At 69.1% G+C, this 17,639-nt stretch carries 16 protein-coding genes; 8 read left to right on the top strand and 8 right to left on the bottom strand.

From position 1 onward, the window contains the following. Positions 1-103: 103 nt before the first annotated feature. The 4 genes from ACSMFO_RS06605 to ACSMFO_RS06590 are packed head-to-tail and all read right to left on the bottom strand — an operon-like array spanning position 104 to position 3,771. Positions 104-1,186 (bottom strand): thiamine-phosphate kinase, encoded by a 1,083-nt coding sequence (locus ACSMFO_RS06605; protein WP_436457457.1) that lies wholly within the window; start codon positions 1,184-1,186, stop codon positions 104-106. Further along, a complete protein-coding gene (dcd, locus tag ACSMFO_RS06600) occupies positions 1,170-1,766 on the bottom strand; it encodes a dCTP deaminase (RefSeq protein WP_038523765.1) in 597 nt (198 codons plus the stop codon). Before dcd ends, ACSMFO_RS06605 begins: the two co-directional genes overlap by 17 nt. Next, positions 1,757-2,461 carry a hypothetical protein gene (locus tag ACSMFO_RS06595; RefSeq protein WP_038515366.1) on the bottom strand — a complete coding sequence of 235 codons (705 nt, stop codon included), beginning with the start codon at positions 2,459-2,461 and terminating at the stop codon, positions 1,757-1,759. Before ACSMFO_RS06595 ends, dcd begins: the two co-directional genes overlap by 10 nt. Further along, entirely contained in the window at positions 2,458-3,771 is a 1,314-nt protein-coding gene (locus tag ACSMFO_RS06590; protein ID WP_436457641.1) for a helix-turn-helix transcriptional regulator, read from the bottom strand. Before ACSMFO_RS06590 ends, ACSMFO_RS06595 begins: the two co-directional genes overlap by 4 nt. Before the next feature lie 692 nt (positions 3,772-4,463). Here ACSMFO_RS06590 and ACSMFO_RS06585 point away from each other — a divergent pair. Then, positions 4,464-5,108 (top strand): hypothetical protein, encoded by a 645-nt coding sequence (locus ACSMFO_RS06585; RefSeq protein WP_073847059.1) that lies wholly within the window; start codon positions 4,464-4,466, stop codon positions 5,106-5,108. Between the two features lie 8 nt (positions 5,109-5,116). On the opposite strand, the gene ACSMFO_RS06580 is transcribed toward ACSMFO_RS06585, so the two are convergent. Beyond that, on the bottom strand, positions 5,117-5,806 hold the full coding sequence (locus tag ACSMFO_RS06580) for a DUF998 domain-containing protein (RefSeq protein ID WP_038515362.1): 690 nt from the start codon (positions 5,804-5,806) through the stop codon (positions 5,117-5,119). Positions 5,807-6,041: 235 nt separating this feature from the next. On the opposite strand from ACSMFO_RS06580, the gene ACSMFO_RS06575 reads away from it, so the two are divergent. Further along, entirely contained in the window at positions 6,042-8,540 is a 2,499-nt protein-coding gene (locus tag ACSMFO_RS06575; protein WP_436457455.1) for a M14 family zinc carboxypeptidase, read from the top strand. A gap of 363 nt (positions 8,541-8,903) precedes the next feature. On the opposite strand, the gene ACSMFO_RS06570 is transcribed toward ACSMFO_RS06575, so the two are convergent. Further along, complete coding sequence (locus ACSMFO_RS06570; protein ID WP_436457454.1) at positions 8,904-9,983, bottom strand: J domain-containing protein; 1,080 nt, start codon at positions 9,981-9,983, stop codon at positions 8,904-8,906. 184 nt (positions 9,984-10,167) lie between these two features. On the opposite strand from ACSMFO_RS06570, the gene ACSMFO_RS06565 reads away from it, so the two are divergent. After that, a complete protein-coding gene (locus tag ACSMFO_RS06565) occupies positions 10,168-11,001 on the top strand; it encodes an alpha/beta hydrolase family protein (RefSeq protein ID WP_436457452.1) in 834 nt (277 codons plus the stop codon). A gap of 6 nt (positions 11,002-11,007) precedes the next feature. On the opposite strand, the gene ACSMFO_RS06560 is transcribed toward ACSMFO_RS06565, so the two are convergent. Further along, positions 11,008-11,931 carry a hypothetical protein gene (locus ACSMFO_RS06560; RefSeq protein ID WP_436457450.1) on the bottom strand — a complete coding sequence of 308 codons (924 nt, stop codon included), beginning with the start codon at positions 11,929-11,931 and terminating at the stop codon, positions 11,008-11,010. After that, complete coding sequence (locus ACSMFO_RS06555; protein WP_436457449.1) at positions 11,928-12,425, bottom strand: hypothetical protein; 498 nt, start codon at positions 12,423-12,425, stop codon at positions 11,928-11,930. The genes ACSMFO_RS06560 and ACSMFO_RS06555 overlap by 4 nt, the downstream gene beginning before the upstream one ends. Before the next feature lie 217 nt (positions 12,426-12,642). On the opposite strand from ACSMFO_RS06555, the gene ACSMFO_RS06550 reads away from it, so the two are divergent. The 5 genes from ACSMFO_RS06550 (at position 12,643) to ACSMFO_RS06530 (ending at position 17,629) form a co-directional block, all read left to right on the top strand. Further along, positions 12,643-14,052 (top strand): APC family permease, encoded by a 1,410-nt coding sequence (locus ACSMFO_RS06550; RefSeq protein ID WP_436457448.1) that lies wholly within the window; start codon positions 12,643-12,645, stop codon positions 14,050-14,052. Continuing rightward, on the top strand, positions 14,049-14,948 hold the full coding sequence (locus ACSMFO_RS06545) for an ROK family protein (protein ID WP_436457446.1): 900 nt from the start codon (positions 14,049-14,051) through the stop codon (positions 14,946-14,948). Before ACSMFO_RS06550 ends, ACSMFO_RS06545 begins: the two co-directional genes overlap by 4 nt. Positions 14,949-15,049: 101 nt before the next feature. Then, positions 15,050-15,604 carry an NADPH-dependent FMN reductase gene (locus tag ACSMFO_RS06540; RefSeq protein ID WP_436457445.1) on the top strand — a complete coding sequence of 185 codons (555 nt, stop codon included), beginning with the start codon at positions 15,050-15,052 and terminating at the stop codon, positions 15,602-15,604. Between the two features lie 23 nt (positions 15,605-15,627). Then, positions 15,628-16,608 carry an ATP-binding cassette domain-containing protein gene (locus tag ACSMFO_RS06535; RefSeq protein ID WP_073847065.1) on the top strand — a complete coding sequence of 327 codons (981 nt, stop codon included), beginning with the start codon at positions 15,628-15,630 and terminating at the stop codon, positions 16,606-16,608. A gap of 169 nt (positions 16,609-16,777) precedes the next feature. Further along, positions 16,778-17,629 carry an ABC transporter permease gene (locus ACSMFO_RS06530; RefSeq protein ID WP_378417644.1) on the top strand — a complete coding sequence of 284 codons (852 nt, stop codon included), beginning with the start codon at positions 16,778-16,780 and terminating at the stop codon, positions 17,627-17,629. The last annotated feature ends 10 nt before the right edge of the window (positions 17,630-17,639 follow it).

Raw genomic sequence — 17,639 nt, 5'->3', positions numbered from 1 at the left:
CCTTCACGCCTTCCAAGTACATGAAGGCCCCCTTCCTTGCGCTAGACGCAAGGAAGGGGGCCTTCATGTACTTCAAAGCGAGCGATGGCGGCGGTGGCGCGGATCAGCTCGCCCGCTTGCCCAGCACCTCGGTGATCAGCCGCGGCAGCTCGCCACCGTGCCACGAACTGGGCGAGAACCGCTCCTGCGCGATCCCTTCCCAAGGCTCGCCGTCGTCCAGCGAAATGCCTTCCTCGCGGGGAACGAGCACGCCGATCTCCTGCGCCGCGACACCTTCACCGGCGAGGGTCTTCTTGGTGAGCTCGATGTCCTCCGGCCGCACGGCGACCACGAGCGTCCAGTCGCCCCAAGCCTGCGCGAGCTCGAACCGGCCGAGTCCCGACTGCGCGCAGACGTCGGCGAGCGGCTCGTCCAGCCGGATGGCCGTCGTGATCCGCGCGCCGAGGCCGTTGGCCCCGCAGAGCGTCCGCACGGTCGGGAAAAGACCGTCCGAGACGTCCATCGCGGCACGTGCCAGCCCCGCCGTGGCGAGCGCGTTCCCGGCGGCCACCTGCGCAATCGGCTTACAGGCACGCTCGCGGATCTCGGCGACGACCGGATCGGAGAGCCGCGCCTGTTGTTCGACGAGCAACGCGTACGACCACAGGTAACCGGGCGAACCGACCAGCAGCAGACGGTCGTCGGCCTCGGCACCGAACCGCCCGAGCCTGCCGCCGGGGACACAGCGGCCGATCGCGGTGGCGGTGAGCTGCCGGACCGGACCGTCCCGGAGATCGCCACCGACGACCTTGGTCCCGTGCCTCTTCGTGCAGTCGTCCACGCCGTCGAGAAGCCGCCGGAATTCGCCCGCGGTGGTCGTCTTCGGCAGGGTGTAGTTGACGACCAGGCCGAGTGGCGTGGCGCCCGCCGCCGCCAGATCGGACAGGTTGATCGTCGCCAGCAGCCATCCGGCGTGGTACGGATCCGTTTCGCCCAGGATGGTGACCAGCGGCGTGGGGCAGCTGTCGGTGGTGGCGACCAGGTCGCCGCGAAGCCCCTCTTCGGCGTCGAGGACGGCGCAGTCGTCACCGAACCCGCGGACACCGCCGTAACGCGGTCGCAGGATGTGCTCCAGGATCGCGTGCTCGCCGAGGTCGCCGAGGCGGACGTCGTCGCCGACCGGCGAGAGTTCAGTTACGGCCGACATGATCCGCCAATCGGGACGGGGCCACGTTGTGGTCGCTGGAATAGTTGTGCGGCAGCGTGCCGTAGGGCTGTTCGCTTCCGGTGGAGGCGAACAGCATCAGGTTGCAGATCCGCGCTCCGGGGTGCAGCAGTACCGGATGCCGCAGATGGTTCACGATCTCCAAGGTCAGCACGGCGCCCTTCTCGTTGCCGAAACCGGGGCTGACCTGTCCACAAAGGACGACACTGATGCCGAGCCGCGCGTAGTCGCTCGTGCCGTCGACGAGCCCGGCGAGCCGCTCCGAAAGCCCGATCTTCTCCAGCGTCGGTGCGAGGACGACCTCGCCGGGGTCGACGCACAGCCGTCCTTCGGCGTCGGGTTCCTTCGGCCGGAGTTCCGGATACGTGCTCCGGTCGGCGATGTCGACGGTCCCCGTCGATTCCAGCGCGAACGCCTCGTGCCCGAGCCGCAGGCTGATCGCGGCGGGGCGGACGAGGGTGGGTTCGAACGGGGTGATCGTGAGTTCCCCGCTGCGGTGCGCACGTCTGATGGCCCTGTCGGTCAGGATGCCGCGGCGTGGCGCGGGCCAGCTCAGCGGCATGACGCCACCGCTTCCGCGACGGCGCCGACCAGGCCGCGGAAATCGGCCTCGGTCAGTTCGCCGTTGGGCTGGTCGTCGGACTCGCCCGGCTCGCAGTAGACGACGGTGGTGCTGGTGCGATGCGGCCCCTGGATCACCACCGTCGCGGTCAATCCGGCCGCGATCGGCCGTACGGTGTGCACGATTCCGGTGTCGCACGAGTAGACCTCGCCGAGCCGGACGTGCGGGGTCTTGTCCACTTCGAGGCGGGCTTCGCCGTCCGCGAGCAACGCGGCCGGGTTCGCCGGGTCGGCGCCGTAGCGGTACCGGGCATACGGCTTCCCACCCTCGGCCGTTTCGTGGAACTCGACCATGTGCAGGCCCTCGCCCGCGACGATGGTCGAGGCGAATTCCCACCGATGACTGTGCGGATTGGATTCGCCGCGTGACGGTTCCGCGGATTCCGGCCAGACGTGGAGCCGGATCCGGAAATCGGGCGAGGCGTGGAGCACCATCTTGGCGAATCCGTTGGGATGCCAGTAGGAACGCTTCGCCGCGGCGCGGACGGCTTCTTCGTCACCGAGGATTTCTTCAAGCCACGAAAGGAAAACGTCGGGGGATTCCTGGACCCGGTGTGCGACCGTGCGCAGCCAGGGAAGGTCGGCGTCACCGTCCGCCGGAACGGCGGCGAGGGTCGATGGCGGGGTGTCGATCATGGAGTTGTACCTGGAGTTCCTGGAGGGCTGAGCGGGGGCGCCGCGGCGGCGAAGGCGGCCGCGCGGAGCGCGGTGACTGCGTCCAAGGTCTGCCAAATCGGTAGATCTCCGCTCTCCCACGCCCAGAGCCCTTGATCGGCGTCGTAGCGCTCCCAAAGGGTTCCGAGCGCCCGGTTGAGCCGGGGGAGTGGCAGGAAGGGGGCGGTGGCGAGCGCTTGGACGACCCAGGCGGAGGTGAAGTGCCGGATGATGATCCGGGTCGTTCCTTCACCGTCGGGGCGAGGCCTCTCTAGATCCTCTGCCACGCCATCGTCCGAATGGGATCGGTCGATGAGCCATTGTGTGGCTTCGTCGGCCGCCTCACGGACGTCGGTGCGATCTTCACGGCTGCGCAGGACGTCCCGCAGGGCGACGACCGACCGCGCGGTGTGCACGACCGAAGCCTCCGGGGCGACGAGCCCTGCCTCGTTCTTCTCCGGCCACAGGAGTGAGCCGTCGAAGTCGAGCCGGGCCGCCAGGAGGGCGTCGATCAGCCGGTCGGTCAGCGGGGCGTCCGGCCGCAGCCGGACCGCCGTGTGCAACACGGCGGACAACAGGTACGGACGGGTCCGGCTGTACGGGTCGAGCTCGTCTCCGATCAGGAGCGACCCTTCGAGTTGTTCCAATCCGTCGTCCGCGGACATGGTGCTGGTGCGGAAAAGCGCGTCCACCACCGACGCGGTGGTCTCCGGCCGCCTGCCGCCCGCGCGGCCCCTCCAGCCGTGCGCCGACTGGAGCCGGTAGAGATCTTCGGCGAGCGTATGTAGGTCGATGTAGGGATCGCCTACCACCAGCATGGTGTTGATCCCGTAGGCGGTGCTGAGCGCCTTCGGCCCGGTGCTCTTCTGCAGATTGTGCCGCCAGCCCAGCGGTTTCCCGTGCTCGTCGCGGATCAGGCGCTCGGCGAGTTTGGCGCCGACGGTGTGGAACACCTGCAGCAGCGACCGCGAAGTGTCGACGACGCCGGCGTCGCCGACGAGGGGCGGGGCGGTGTGCTCCTGCGGCGAACGGGCCGTTTCGACCAGGGTGAACAGCGCGTTCGCGGCGCGGAAGTGGTCGTCGAGCTGGCGGGCGTTATGTGTCGACGGCAGGTATTTGCCGGTCTCCCATTGGGTCAGGTTCGCCCTGGTCACCCCAATGATCTTGGCGGTTTCCGCCTGGGTTTCCCCGGCGGCCTTGCGCAGCCGCCGCAGCTCACGTCCGACTCCCGACGCGGTAACGGTTTCCGCATCGGGGCTTACCGGCTGCCGTCCGGCCGATGTAGGCTTTATGTAGGCACTAGACACAGGCTTACCTACCTTTAGTAGGCAAAGTAGGGCGGTGACTGAACGTGCACACAACGGGGAGAGTACAGCAAGCGAATCGGACCGCGCTGGCGCGTCGGTCAATGTCGTGTCACAACGTGCGAGTAGCCGAATCCGGGCCTGTTCTACCTGGTCCTGGGGTTCGCGATCCACCCGGCCGTGAGACATGGGCCGAACAGGGCACGACCGAAGAGTGGATGCTGTCAGCCATCTGATCGTAACGCTGTGCATCCGATTCGGTTCGCGTCGCCTGCGGGTCACACGAATGCCGGAGTAGGCGTCGTGTGTGCCGACCCGAGTCAGTGCTTCGCCGCATCGGGGGTGAACCTCATGTCCCACCACGAGAACCACACGGCAGCGCCCCGATCTTGGTTCGATCGACTTCTCGAACGCTTCCACGAATGGCTTTTCGCGTCCGGCGAGGACTCGAGAGCGGCCGCTCGTGGCTGGCAGGTGACCCGGGTGCCGAACAGCAGGCGCCGCGTCTACCGCGATCCCCGCTGGGACACCGTGCACGCGTGCGAACCGTGCGGAGGCACGGGGTGGTGGCCCTACGAGGACGCCGTTTGCCCGGACTGCGCCGGTGCCGGTGTCGTCCGCTCCATTCCCGCGGCGGCCGCGGCCGCCGAGCAAACCGCCGGACGGACAGGAGGAAGGTCATGAGCCGTTGGCAGGAACCCCAGGCGATCGCCGAGCTGGCCAGGGAGATCACGGTGGTCAGGAGGCCCAACCCGATCACCGCCCTTTACCACTGGCGGTACGAGATCGGCGCGCTCCTCGTCGTCCCGTACGCGCTGTTCTCGCTGTTCCAGGCGGCCGGCCCGATCTGGGGTGCGGTCGTGCTGTTCGGCGTCGCGAATTGGCTGTTCTACTGGAAATCGGCGCGGAGGTTCGTCCGCGACCGGCTTCGCTCGGTCGTCGTGCAGCACCGGCTGCGGACCGGGTTCGCCCGTGCCCGGGTGTGCACCCTCGACGGCAAGCTGCCGGTGATCCTGTGGACCAAACCGAGCGGCGACGAGGTCGAGGTCACCGTGTTCTGCCCGGCGGGGGTCGGCTACGAGCGCATCGAGCAGCGGCGGGCGCTGCTGGCCGCGGCGTGCTTCGCCACCGACGTCCACGTGTACCGCCACCACAAGCGTGCCAACGTGGTGCACTTGTCGGTATGCACGGCGCGGTTGCGCAAGGACGCCGACGACGACGCCGTCGAGGTCACGCCCGCGCCGCGCTATGCCGGGCAGACGGACGGCGCCGCCATTCCCCTTCCGGCGCCCTTCGTGGGAATTCCTCGCGCGGCACGGCGGTGAAGAAGCGGTCAGGACGCGATCTCCAGGGCTTCGGCCTGCTCGGTCACCGGCGCGGTGACCGAGCGCGCGGGGATGAGCAGTGACGCCAGCGCGACCAGCCCGGTCAGCGCCATCGCGCGTTCGACCAGGCCGAGCGGGATCGCCCGCCACCAGGGCTCGCCGCCGTTCATCGAGACCACGATCGCCCCGAGGATCACGCCGAACCAGGCCAGGGCCGCCACCGCGAGCACCCGGGTCACGGCGCGCCGCGCGGGGGAGGAGGGGAATACGGCCTTCGCCGCGAACCACACGGCCAGCGGCAGGCAGACGAAGGCGACGACGCTCGCGATCCGGTGTACCGTCCCGCCGGTGCTCGGCCCGATCGCCCAGTTGTTCTTGGGGAACGCCACGATCACCACCAGGCTCACCGTCCAGAGCGCGCAGAAGACCGATGCCGCGGACAGCGCGGGAAGGTGCTTGCGGCGGATCAGCGCGCCGAAGCCGATCGCCGAGCCGAACGCGACCAGCAGGACCGCGACGTCGAAGATCCACTTGTTCTCGCTGAGCGCGTACTCGCTGATGGTGCGGCGGACCGGGCTGATGTCGCTGGTGGCGGGAAGGACCTGCAGCAACAGGATCAGCAGCGCTCCGCCGGCGACGGAGACCACGGCGGCCAGCAGGGCCAAGGGTGACCTGGCGGTGACCTGGGGCGTCGTCATGGTTGAAAGGTAACCACCCAACCTGAAGGTTTTCTTAGGCCGACCTGTCGGAATCGACAGGAAAGTCCCATTCTACGGCGCGCGTGCCGGTGATCGTTCCGGCACGGACGGTGAGATCGTTGGGCCGAAAGAGGTGTAGGCGACTTGTGGCGGGTCCCTCCGGCGGGGTCGCGGGTCTAGGGTCTCGCTACCGGTGACCTCACCCGGTCACCGGACTGTCCAAGGAGGTCAGTCTGTGGGGTATTCACCAAACCGGCGAAGAGCGGGATGGACCGCGGCGACCCTGGTACTCGCCGGGGCCTTCGTGGCACTTCCGTCGGCCACGACGGCGGGGGCCGCGGACAACGTGGTGCGGGCCGACCAGGCCGTGCCGCGTTCCTGTTTCGCCGCGCTGCAGAAGCCGGGTACGCCCGGCACCGATCGGCGCGAGTTCACGTCCACAGTAGACGGTCTGCTGCAGGCGCGCCTGGCGCCGCGCGGCGGCACCGAGGGAGACTGGGACCTCGCGGTCTTCGACAAGGCCACCGGCGCCGTGGTCGCCGCGTCCGCCGCGTTGCGCAGCCACGAGCTCGCCGAAGGCTTCGTGAAGAAGGACCAGAAACTGGTCGTGCAGACCTGCCGGTACGACGGCCGGACACGCGACGCGGTACTGGGGGTCGACTTCCTCGCGCTCACGCCGCAGGGGACCCCGACCGGCGCCGCGCCCGCGCCGCAGCGCGCCGAACTGGTCCGGGTCGAGACGCCCGCCAAGCAGGACAAGGACAAACTCCTCCGGCTCGGGCTGGACGTCACGGAGAAGGCCGACGCCACCGGCGTCGAGGTCGTCCTCGCCAACGACGCCGACCGCAAGACGCTGGCGGACAACGGCTTCAAAGCGAAGGTGGTCGACGGCGACCTTTCGGCGCGGTCGATCCAGAACGCCAAGACCGACCGCGAGTACGCCGCGAAGACGCCGGGCTCCACCCTGCCCTCCGGGCGCACGAGCTACCGGCACCTCTACGACTACCAGTTCGAGGTCAAGGAACTGGCCCGCAAGAATCCCAAGATCGCCACGGCGTTCACGTTGCCGCAGCCGACCTGGGAAGGCCGTGACGTCGTCGGCCTCGAGATCGCGACCGACGTCAAGAACATCGCCGACGGCAAACCCGTCAACTTCACCATGGGCGTGCACCACGCCCGTGAGTGGCCGGCGGGCGAGCACGCCATGGAATGGGCCCACGAACTGGTCAAGGGCTACACCGGCAACAACCCCGAGATCCGCGGTCTGGTCGGCCGGACGCGCAACATCATCGTGCCGATCGTCAACCCCGACGGCTTCGAAATCTCCCGTGAGGCCGAGCCCAAGGGCGACTTCTCGCGTTTCGACTACGAGATGAAGCGCAAGAACTGCAACGTCAACGACTCGCCCAAGGAGTTCGCGACCGGCGTCTGCAAGGCCAACCCCGGCGGCCGTGAACGCGGCACCGACCCGAACCGCAACTACGCGGGCTTCTGGGGCGGCGCCGGCGCGTCGACCCTCTGGCGCAGCGACACGTTCCGCGGCTCCGGCCCGTTCTCCGAGCCCGAGACGCAGAACATCCGCTCGATCGTGTCGAACCGCCAGGTGACCAACCTGATCACGCTGCACACCTTCTCGAACCTGGTGCTGCGTGTCCCGGGTGTCGCCGCCGTCCGCCCGCCGCTCGACGAGCCGGCGTACAAGGCGCTCGGCGACAAGCTGGCCTCGCGCAACGGATACACCAGCCAGCCGTCGTGGGCGCTCTACGACACGACCGGCTCGACCGAGGACTGGTCGTACTGGGCCACCGGTGGCTGGGGCTTCACCTTCGAGATCGGCAACACGGAGTTCCACCCGCCGTTCGAGACCGGTGTCGTCGCCGAATACACCGGCGTCGCTCCCGCGGCCGGTGCCGGCAAGGGCGGTAACCGCGCGGCCTTCATCGACATGATGGCCAACGCCGCCGACCCGGCGGCGCACTCGACGCTGATCGGCACGGCGCCGAAGGGCTACCAGCTGAAGCTGCACAAGACCTTCCAGACGCCGACCTCCCCGGTGGTGCAGCCGGACGGCTCGACGAAGCCGCCGATCTACGTGACCGACGACCTGAACTCGTCGTTGTCGTCGACCGGTGGCCGGTTCGCGTGGTCGATCAACCCGTCGACCCGTCCCTACGTCGCGGGCCGCTACGGCCGCGAGCCGCAGGGACCGGCGCAGGCGGCGATCCAGGTCGCCAACCCGCCCGGGGTCCCGGCGATCAACACGAACTACCCGACCGACCCGGCTTCGGAGAGCTTCACCTTCCACGTGGACGGGCTCCCCAAGGTCGACAACGGGAAGTTCAGCGTCGACGTCAAGTGGGCCAGCCAGGACACCGACTGGGACCTGTACGTCTTCGACGCCGCGGGCAACATGGTGTCGTCGTCGGCGAACGGCGGGACCACGGAAGAGCACGCGATCCTGTACGACCCGCCCGCCGGGGACTACCGGGCCGTGCTGGTCAACTACTCGCAGGCGAACCCGTCCACTGTGGACGATTGGACCGGCGGTGTGTCGTTCCAGTCGCCGATCCCGCCGACCTACGGTCCCAAGGAGGCGTACCAGCTGACCTGTACGTCGCCGAAGGGCAAGCTCGTCGGGCTGGCGGACGTCTACATCGACCGCGGCCAGACGGTCGACGTCGGTGAGGTCTGCACCCGGTCGGCGCGCGCCAAGAAGGAGCGCTCGGGCCGGTAGTTCCTCGTATTGCGCGTGAAGGTCCCCTTCCCTCGGCTCAGCCGAGGGAAGGGGGCCTTCACGCGCGTACGCGTTTAGAGGACGAAATGCGGCGGCCTAGGGCGTGTCTCCTGATTCGGTGTTCGGTACAGCGTGTCTCGCCTGGCGCTGGGGGCTGAAGGGGTCCTTCACCGCGTCTCACGCGGTGAAGGACGCTTTCGCGGCATCGCATGCGGTGAAGGTCCCCTTCAGCCCGTCTCTAGGGCGCGTCTCCCAGTTCGGCCCACTCTCCGCATGCCGTGAAGGCCTCCTTCCCCACCCTGACGGTAGGCAAGGAGGCCTTCACGGCATGGTCGCGACCCTCAGCGAATCAAGAGACACGCCCTAGACGGTGCCGACCACTCGGTCCCGTACCACCCGCATAGTCGCCGTGTCCACAGTGGACGGCTCCGCCGCCAGCCAGCCGCCGATCTCGTGCAGGAACTGCTCCGGCGTCATCGGCGGCGCGGGGGAGGGGTCGTCGGGATCCGTGGTGATCTCACCGGTCCGGCTCGGGTACACGACCATCGCCCCGCGCAGCGTGACGCCGGGCAGGACCCGCCGGAACTCGGCGAGGCTTTCGGTCAGCCTGCTCCCGCCGCCGCGGAAGGCGCGGCCGTTGCGCAGCAGGCGGTCGTCGTCCCCGGTTTCGTAGTGCCCCGGCAGCCACAGCTTCGATTCCACCAGCACGAGCCGCTTCCCGCACAGCACCGCGTGGTCGACGTCGGCGAACACCGAGTCCGGCCACGAGAGGCCGTGGAAGATCCGCGCGCCGGGCAGCCGGGTCAGGTAGCGCTCGAGCATGTCGGCGGTGAGGCGCTCGGCGAGCTCGTCGGTCTCGACGCCGGGAGTGCCGAACACGCGTTTCCCGCCGAACTCGGCGGCGAACCGGTTCCTGGCGCGAGAGGCGGCCAGATAGCCGCGCGCGAGCCGTTGCACCAGCAGGGCGGTTCCGGCGGTCAGGATCAGCCAGACGATCAGCGTGGGGGCCGAGAAGCCGACGCCGGTCAGCACCGGTAGCAGGACCAGCACCATCCCGCCGACCGCCGCCACCACGGGGGTGTGCCCGGGGCCGCGACGGCGGCCGTGGCGCACGCGCTCGTCCTGTGCGGCGAATTCCCACCATTCGAGGTCGTCCGGATCGATCACGACCGGCTCGGGCTCGTAGCCCGGTTCTTCGCCGAAGCGGCGCCGCGGCCGCGGCCGGATCGGGGCGCGCACCGAGCGCCCGCCCGCGTCGTAGCCCGCGCGCCGCATCGGATCGCTGAGCGTGTCGTAAGCCTCGCGGACCAGCTGGAACGTGAGGGCGGATCCGCCGGTGTCCGGGTGATGCGACTTCGCCAGCCGCCGGTACGCGGTCTTGATCTCGTTGACCGAGGCGGCCTTGCCCACGCCGAGCACCTCGTAATAGTCGACGTCGGGCACGGGCGGTTCACCTCCAAAGGGCCGGGCCGCAACACTATTCGGCCGCCGCCGCTGGGTCACAACCACCTCCGCGGCGCGTCGGGGTGACGTCGCGGGCATACTGTTTCGCTTGTGGCGGAACGAGGTCCGTCTCCGCCGCGTCCTGGATATCGTGGAGATCGACAGCACACGAGGAAGGATCGCGGTGGGAGAACCGGTCACGGGCACGGCCGCTGGGGTGCCGTTCACCGTCTTGCCGCCATCTGCCGAGGTCAGCGGACCCGCGCCGGTGGTGGTCGCCTGGCACATGATCGACGCGCCCCGCTCCGACGCGGCGTTCGCGGCCGCGTTGCCGCTGGCCGGGGTGCCGGCATGGCGGGTGTATCTCGGAATGCCGTTGTGCGGCGCGAGAATGGTCGACGGCGGCATGGACGCCGTGGTCGAACGGGCCCGGCGTGACGCGATGCTCGCCTACGTCGACCCGTTCGTCCGCCAGGCGGCGCTGGAATTCCCCGCCGCGCTGGCCGAACTGCGCGAACGCTTCGGCTTCGACACCTCCCGCACGGCGGTCGTCGGCGGGTCGCTCGGTGGTGCGGTGGCGCTGACGATCCTGGCCACGCGGGAGATCCCGGTCCGCGCGGCGGCCCTGATCAACCCGGCCGTGCGGGCGCGCTCGGTGGTCGGCTTGGTGGAAGGCCTGCTGGGCCGGCCGTATCCGTGGAACGACGAGGCGGAACAGGCCGCGGATCAGCTCGACTTCGTCGCACGATCGGGTGAAATGTCGGCGCGGGAAACCCAAGTTCCGCTGCTGCTCGTCTCCGGCGAGGAAGACCATCCGTCGTTGCGCACCGACGCCGACGATCTGGTCGCCGCGCTGCGCGAGCGGTACGCCCGGCCGGACGACGTCCAGTTGGCCAGGGTTCCCGGTCTCGCCCATCCGCTGGCCGAAGAACCGGGCATCGAGCCCGCGCCACAGCTGCCGATCGCGAAACTGGTGGACGACACGGTCGCCGAGTGGCTGACGCGCCACCTGGGCTGACGCACGTCAGCAGCCGGGTGGCGGCACCGAGCGGGGCGGGCCGAATTCGAGGCGCAGCTTGTCGGTTTTCGGGATCACGAACGCGACGCCGGTCGAGGCCCGCCAGTTCGCCGGGAGGAAGACGTACTGGCCGCTGGACTGGAGCAGCAGCTTCAGCCCGGTGTACCGGTACTTGTAGGCCGATTCGGGGTCGGCGCATTTCACCTGCAGGACACCGTTCGCGGTGAGGTTGAGGCTTTCCGCGCTGTACAGGGTCGCGGCCGGTCTGGTCGCGATCACCCCGGAGGCCTCGAAGGCGCGGCTCGTGCCGACGGCTCCCGAGTAGTCGCCGACCGCCCAGAAGAGGCCGATGCTCACCAGGACGTAGCCGGTGACCAGTTCCGCGACGCTCGACCGGGTGCTTCCCGTTCTGTGCGCGGTCCAGTGACGCCAGGAGAACAGCACCATCAGGACCCCGATCGCGAAGCCGATCCCCGGCGCGCCGGGCCGGTCGCGGAACGGCTCCGGGTCGAGGGCGATCGCGGTCGTGACGGCGAGCAGCGCGAGGCCGAGGACGCCCGCGACGGGGGAGCAGATCCGCAGCAGTCGCGCCCAGGAACCCTCGCCGAGGCGGATCTTCAGGAACCGGGTCAGGACGAGGAAGAGCAACGCGGCGCCCGCGGCGGCGGTCAGGGGCAGCAGCACCCCGTCGACGCCGCGCCCGAAGATCTCGTCCGGTGTCTGGCCGAGCAGGGTGTAGTGCACGCGGAAGTAGATGAAGTACGTCTGCGTGTAGACGAGCCCGAAGTAGTAGAGCAACGCGGTGAGCAGGGTCGTGTTGGCCAGCACGGTGCCGACCAGCCTGAGCGCGTGCGACGGGCCCGCCGCGGATTCGGGCTCCGGCGGCGTGGGGGCGCGCAGCCCCCGGCGTAGTGGCCGCCGGGTGCTCATCCGCCGGTGGTTTCGCTCGGCTGCGAGCTTTCCGACTTCGGCGGCGCCGAGCTTTCCTCCGTGGTCTCGGTTTCGCAGGCCCTCGCCCGGATCGTGATCGTCTTGCCGGGGTAGACCGGATTCGGGCCGATGCTGCGGATGCAGTTCCCCTCGCCTACGACCACGACCGAGACCCCGCATCGCCGGGAGCTCTTGCAAAGACGTTCGAGGTTCTGCTCGATGGCGTCCTTGGCGGTGGCGGGGTCGGTGCCGAGCAGGTCGCTGTTGTACCTGATCGGGCTTCCGGGCACGACGCCGGGCGGAGGGGAGTCCTTCGTCGGGCCCGGTCCCGTCGGCGGTGCGTCGGAAGACGCCGTCGGAGCCGTCTCCGTGGTGATCCCGCTGTCGGTCGTCAGATCGCCCGGCGCCGTGTCGCGGGGCGCGGACGTCCCGCCGCAGGCGGTCGCGAACCCGAGTGCGGCGATCGCCATCGCCGCGCTGAACAGCCGTTTCATGGACCTCACCGTCCTTGAGGAAGACGTCCTTCTGGGTAAGGACGCGGAACGAGGAGCCCCTGATACGTCCCGCGCTGGTCCATTCGGGCGTATTACCCGCGATTCCGCCCTTTCGGGCAATCCCGGGTAGACCGGTGCGCGACAACTTCGCCGCGTGGCCTTCCGACACGCCCGAAATTATGTTAAGAAACTTTACTAACTAACAGGGAGGCGCGTTTTGAGTTCATCCCCGCGGCCGGGGCTCGAGCGGAAGATCGGGCCGCTCCAGGCGACCGCCATCAACATGACCCAGATGTGCGGCATCGGCCCGTTCGTCACCATCCCCGCGATGGTGGTGACCCTCGGCGGCCCGCAGGCCATGTTCGGCTGGCTCATCGGCGCGGTCATCGCGCTGGCCGACGGCCTCATCTGGGCGGAACTCGGTGCCGCCCTCCCCGGCGCCGGCGGCACCTACGTCTACCTGCGCGAGGCGTTCGGCGTCCGTACCGGCAGGCTCATGCCGTTCCTCTTCGCCTGGAGCGCGGTGCTGTTCATCCCGCTGATCATGTCCACCGGCATCATCGGCCTCGTCCAGTACCTCGGGTACCTGATCCCCGGGGTCGCCGACGACGGCGGGACGACGACGCTCGGCAAGGTGATCGGTCTCGGGGTCATCGCCCTGATCGTGCTGGCGTTGTTCCGCAAGATCGGCGAGATCGGGAAGCTGACCACCGTCCTGTTCGGGATCATGCTGTTCGCCGCGCTCTCGGTGATCGTCGCGGCCTTCACGCATTTCGACGGCGCGCAAGCGTTCGCCTTCACGCCGGGCGCGTTCTCGTTCGACGGCGGCGCGTTCTGGGCCGGGCTCGGCGCGGGCCTGATCATCGCCATCTACGACTACCTCGGCTACAACACCAGCGCCTATCTCGGCGGCGAGGTGCGCGACCCGGGCCGGACGCTGCCGCGCTCGATCATCCTCTCGATCCTCGGCATCATGAGCCTGTACTTCCTGCTGCAGCTCGGTGTCCTCGGCTCGGTCCCGCTGGAAGAGCTGAAGCACGCCACGTCGGTCGCCTCCACCGTGCTCGAACAGGCGTGGGGCACGGGCGCGGCCAAGGTCATCACCGTCTTCATCGTGATCGCCGCGATCGGTTCGGTGTTCGCGGGCCTGCTCGGCGGTTCGCGGGTCCCGTTCGAAGCCGCGCGCGACAAGGTGTTCCTGCCGGTGTTCGCCAAACTGCACCCGAAACTGAACCTGCCGACCGCCGGTGTGCTGACGATGGGCGCCATCGCCGCGATCGGCTCGCTGTTCACCTTGACCGCGGTGATCAACGCGGCGGTGACGGTGCTGGTGCTCATCCAGTCGCTCGCGCAGGTCGCGGCGATCGTGGTGCTGCGGCGGCGACGGCCGGAGCTGGAGCGGCCGTACCGACAATGGCTCTATCCGATCCCGACGATCATCGCGTTGCTCGGCTGGGTCTACATCTACTTCTCCGCCACCTGGCTGTCGATCGGGCTTTCGGTGGGCTGGATCGTGCTGGGCGTGGCGGCGTTCCTCGCCTACGCGAAGGCGGAGCGCGTGTGGCCGTTCGGGCCCAAGGGGATTCAGGAATCGTTCGCGGGGGCGACAGAGGGGAACGGGCAGTGACGGGGGAAGAACTGATCCTGGGGATCGACTTCGGCGGGACGAAGGTCGCGATCGGGCTGGCGGACAGAGCCGGGAGCCTGCTGGTCACCCGGAGGCTCGACACCGACGCGCAGGCGGGCGCCGAACAGGTGGTGAGCCGCGCGCTCGCCGCGGCGCGGAAATTGCTCGCCGACGAAGGCGCCGCGGACCGGCTCGCCGCGATCGGCGTCGTCAGCCCGGGCATCGTGCTGGAGGACCGCATCCTGCTCGCGCCGAACGTGCCGGGCTGGGAGGAACTGCGGCTGCGTGAACTCGTCGCCGCCGAGTTCGAAGGCGTCCCGATCGAGGTGGGCACCGACGCCAAGGCGGCGGCGCTCGCGGAATGGCGTTGGGGGGCACTGGCGGACACCGATCCGGCGGTGTTCCTCTCGCTGGGGACCGGGATCGCCGCGGCGGTCCTGGTCGGCGGCCGGCTGCTGGCCGGCGCCAACGGCGCTGCGGGAGAGATCGGGTACAACCTCCTCTCGCCGCAGGACGCCGACGGTTTCGCCAGCGGAGCGGCGCCGCTGGAGGAGGCCGTCGGTGGGCGTGGGCTGGGCGGCCGGGCGAGTGTGCTGCTCGGCCGCCCGGTAACCGCGGGCGAACTGTTCGGCCTCGCCAGGGAGAACGCGCAGGCGAAGGAACTCGTCGGCGCGGCGCTCGACGAACTGTCGATGCACGTCGCGAATCTCGCCATCGCGCTCGACCCGCAGCGCATCGCCGTCGGCGGGGGACTGGTGCGCTCGGCCGACATCCTGCTGCCCGCGTTGCGCGAGCGCCTGGCGCGGGCCGTGCCGTTCCCGCCGGAACTGGTGTCGGCGAAATTCGACCAGGACGCGTCCCTGCTGGGCGCGATCGCGATCGCGCTGGACGCGTAGCGAGATCACCGACCGAAGCCGCCGGGCTTCCGCTAGATCCGATCTAGCGGAAGCCCGGCGGCTTTCTCGCGCCTGAGGGGTGAGGCGAGAGGAGGTCGGTCATGGACGTCAGTCCGCTGCGGGTCGCGGTGATCGTCGGCAGCACCCGTGAAGGGCGGGTGGGGGACACCGTCGGCAAGTGGTTCACCGGCCAGGCGGAACACCGGGAAGACCTCGTCACCGACGTGCTCGACCTGGTCGACTTCGACCTGCCCTCCGGGCTGCCGGAGCATCCGACGCACGACATGAAGCGGTTCGCGCGGCTGGTCGACGAGGCGGAGGCGTTCGTCGTCGTCACCCCCGAGTACAACCGCAGTTTCCCCGCGTCGCTCAAGCAGGCGATCGACTGCGCCTACGACGAGTGGCGCGCGAAACCGGTCGGCTTCGTCTCCTACGGCTACCGCTCGCAAGGGCTCTACGCCGTGGAGCAGCTGCGCACGATCTTCACCGAGCTGCACACGGTGACCATGCGCGACACGGTGGCCTTCAACCTCCTCGACGGCACCCTCTTCGACTCCGAGGGGCAAGCGCAGGCCGTGACCACCTTGCTCGACGCGCTCGCCTGGTGGGGCCTCGCCCTGCGCGACGCGCGTGCCGCCCGCCCATATGTCTGCTGAAAGCTTCTGAAAGGAAAAGGAAAATGAGTGAACTGGCCATCGAAGCCTCGGGGCTGGTCAAGGTGTTCGGCGAGAATCGGGCGGTCGACGGGATCGATCTGAAGGTCCCGGCAGGCACCGTGTACGGCGTCCTCGGGCCGAACGGCGCCGGCAAGACCACCGCGGTGAAGATGCTCGCGACCCTGCTCCGCCCCGACGGCGGTGAAGCGCGCATCTTCGGCAAGGACGTCGTCCGCGACGCCGACGCGGTCCGGTCCATGGTGAGCCTGACCGGGCAGTACGCCTCGGTCGACGAAGACCTGACCGGCACCGAGAACCTGGTGCTGATCGGCAGGCTGACCGGGCACCGCAAACCGGCCGCCCGCGCACGGGCGGCGGAACTGCTGGAGGCGTTCGGCCTCACCGAGGCCGCGGGACGGCAGGTGAAGAACTACTCCGGCGGGATGCGGCGGCGGATCGACATCGCCGCGAGCATCCTCAACACCCCGGACGTGCTCTTCCTCGACGAACCGACGACCGGGCTGGATCCCCGCAGCCGCAACCAGGTCTGGGACATCGTGCGCGCGATCGTGAAGCACGGCACCACCGTCCTGCTGACCACGCAGTACCTCGACGAGGCCGACCAGTTGGCCTCGCGGATCGCGGTCATCGACCACGGCAAGGTGATCGCCGAAGGTACCAAGGGGCAGCTGAAGGCGTCGGTCGGCGCGGGCGCCGTCCACGTCCGCCTGCGCGAGGCCGACCAGCGGCCCGCGGCTGAGTCGCTGCTCGTCAGCACCCTGGAGGCGCAGGTGCTCCTGGAGGCGGATCCCGTCGCGCTGACCGCCCGGCTTTCGGGCGAGAGCACCGAACAGGGTGCCGCCGAGCACGCCGCGCGCGCACTGGCCGAACTCGCCCGCGCCGGCATCGTCGTCGACACCTTCTCCCTCGGCCAGCCGAGCCTCGACGAGGTCTTTCTGGCCCTCACCGACCGCACCGCAACGCCTGAGGAGAGTGCAGCTTGAGCACGGAGTTCAAACCGCCATTCGAACCTTCGGTGACCGAAGAGCGCGCGACGGCCATGCCCCGCTATCGGGGCGGCAGGGCGCCTGGCCACTCGGACAGAACACTCATTTCATACGTGCGCCCTGGCGACCCGATCGCGGACGCGCGCGGCAAAGAGGAGGGATCAGCTTGAGCACCACGGCAGTCAAAGACAACGAACCCGTTCTCGCGGCACCGAAGGCGGAGGATCTCGCCGCCGTCCTGATCGCGAAGAACCGTCCCCAGCGCCCCAGCGCGCTGTCGGCATCGATCACCTTCGGGTGGCGCGCGATGCTGAAGATCAAGCACGTGCCCGAGCAGTTGTTCGACGTCACGGCGTTCCCGATCATGATGACGCTGATGTTCACGTACCTGTTCGGCGGCGCGCTGTCCGGCTCGCCGACGGAGTACCTGCAGTTCGTGCTGCCGGGCATCATGGCGAGCAGCATCCTGATGATCACCATGTACACCGGGATTTCGGTCAACACCGACATCGAAAAGGGCGTCTTCGACCGGTTCCGCACGCTGCCGATCTGGCGGCCGTCGGCGATGGTCGGCTACCTGCTCGGCGACATGCTGCGCTACCTCATCGCCTCGCTGGTGATCCTCGGTGTCGGGCTGATCATGGGCTTCCGTCCCGCCGGGGGAGTCGGGGGCGTGGCCGCCGCGATCCTCCTGCTGCTGGCGTTCTCGTTCGCGTTCTCGTGGATCTGGACGATGTTCGGTCTGCTGCTGCGCAGCGAGAAGTCGGTGATGGGCGTCAGCATGATGGTGCTGTTCCCGCTGACCTTCCTCAGCAACATCTACGTCAATCCGGAGACGATGCCGGGCTGGCTGCAGGCCTTCGTCGAAGTGAACCCGGTGACCCACGTGGTCGCGGCGGTGCGCTCGATGATGGACGGGAACTGGGACGGCGGCGAGATCACCTGGGTGCTGGTCGCCGGCGCGATCATCCTCGCGGTCTTCGGCACCTTGACGATGCGGCTCTACAACCGCAAGTGAACCGGGGATA

Source organism: Amycolatopsis sp. w19, from assembly GCF_051373225.1.
GTDB classification, from domain to species: Bacteria; Actinomycetota; Actinomycetes; order Mycobacteriales; family Pseudonocardiaceae; genus Amycolatopsis; species Amycolatopsis japonica.
The sequence above is the reverse complement of the archived record's forward strand: the minus strand, read 5'-3'. Positions and strand labels throughout refer to the sequence as shown.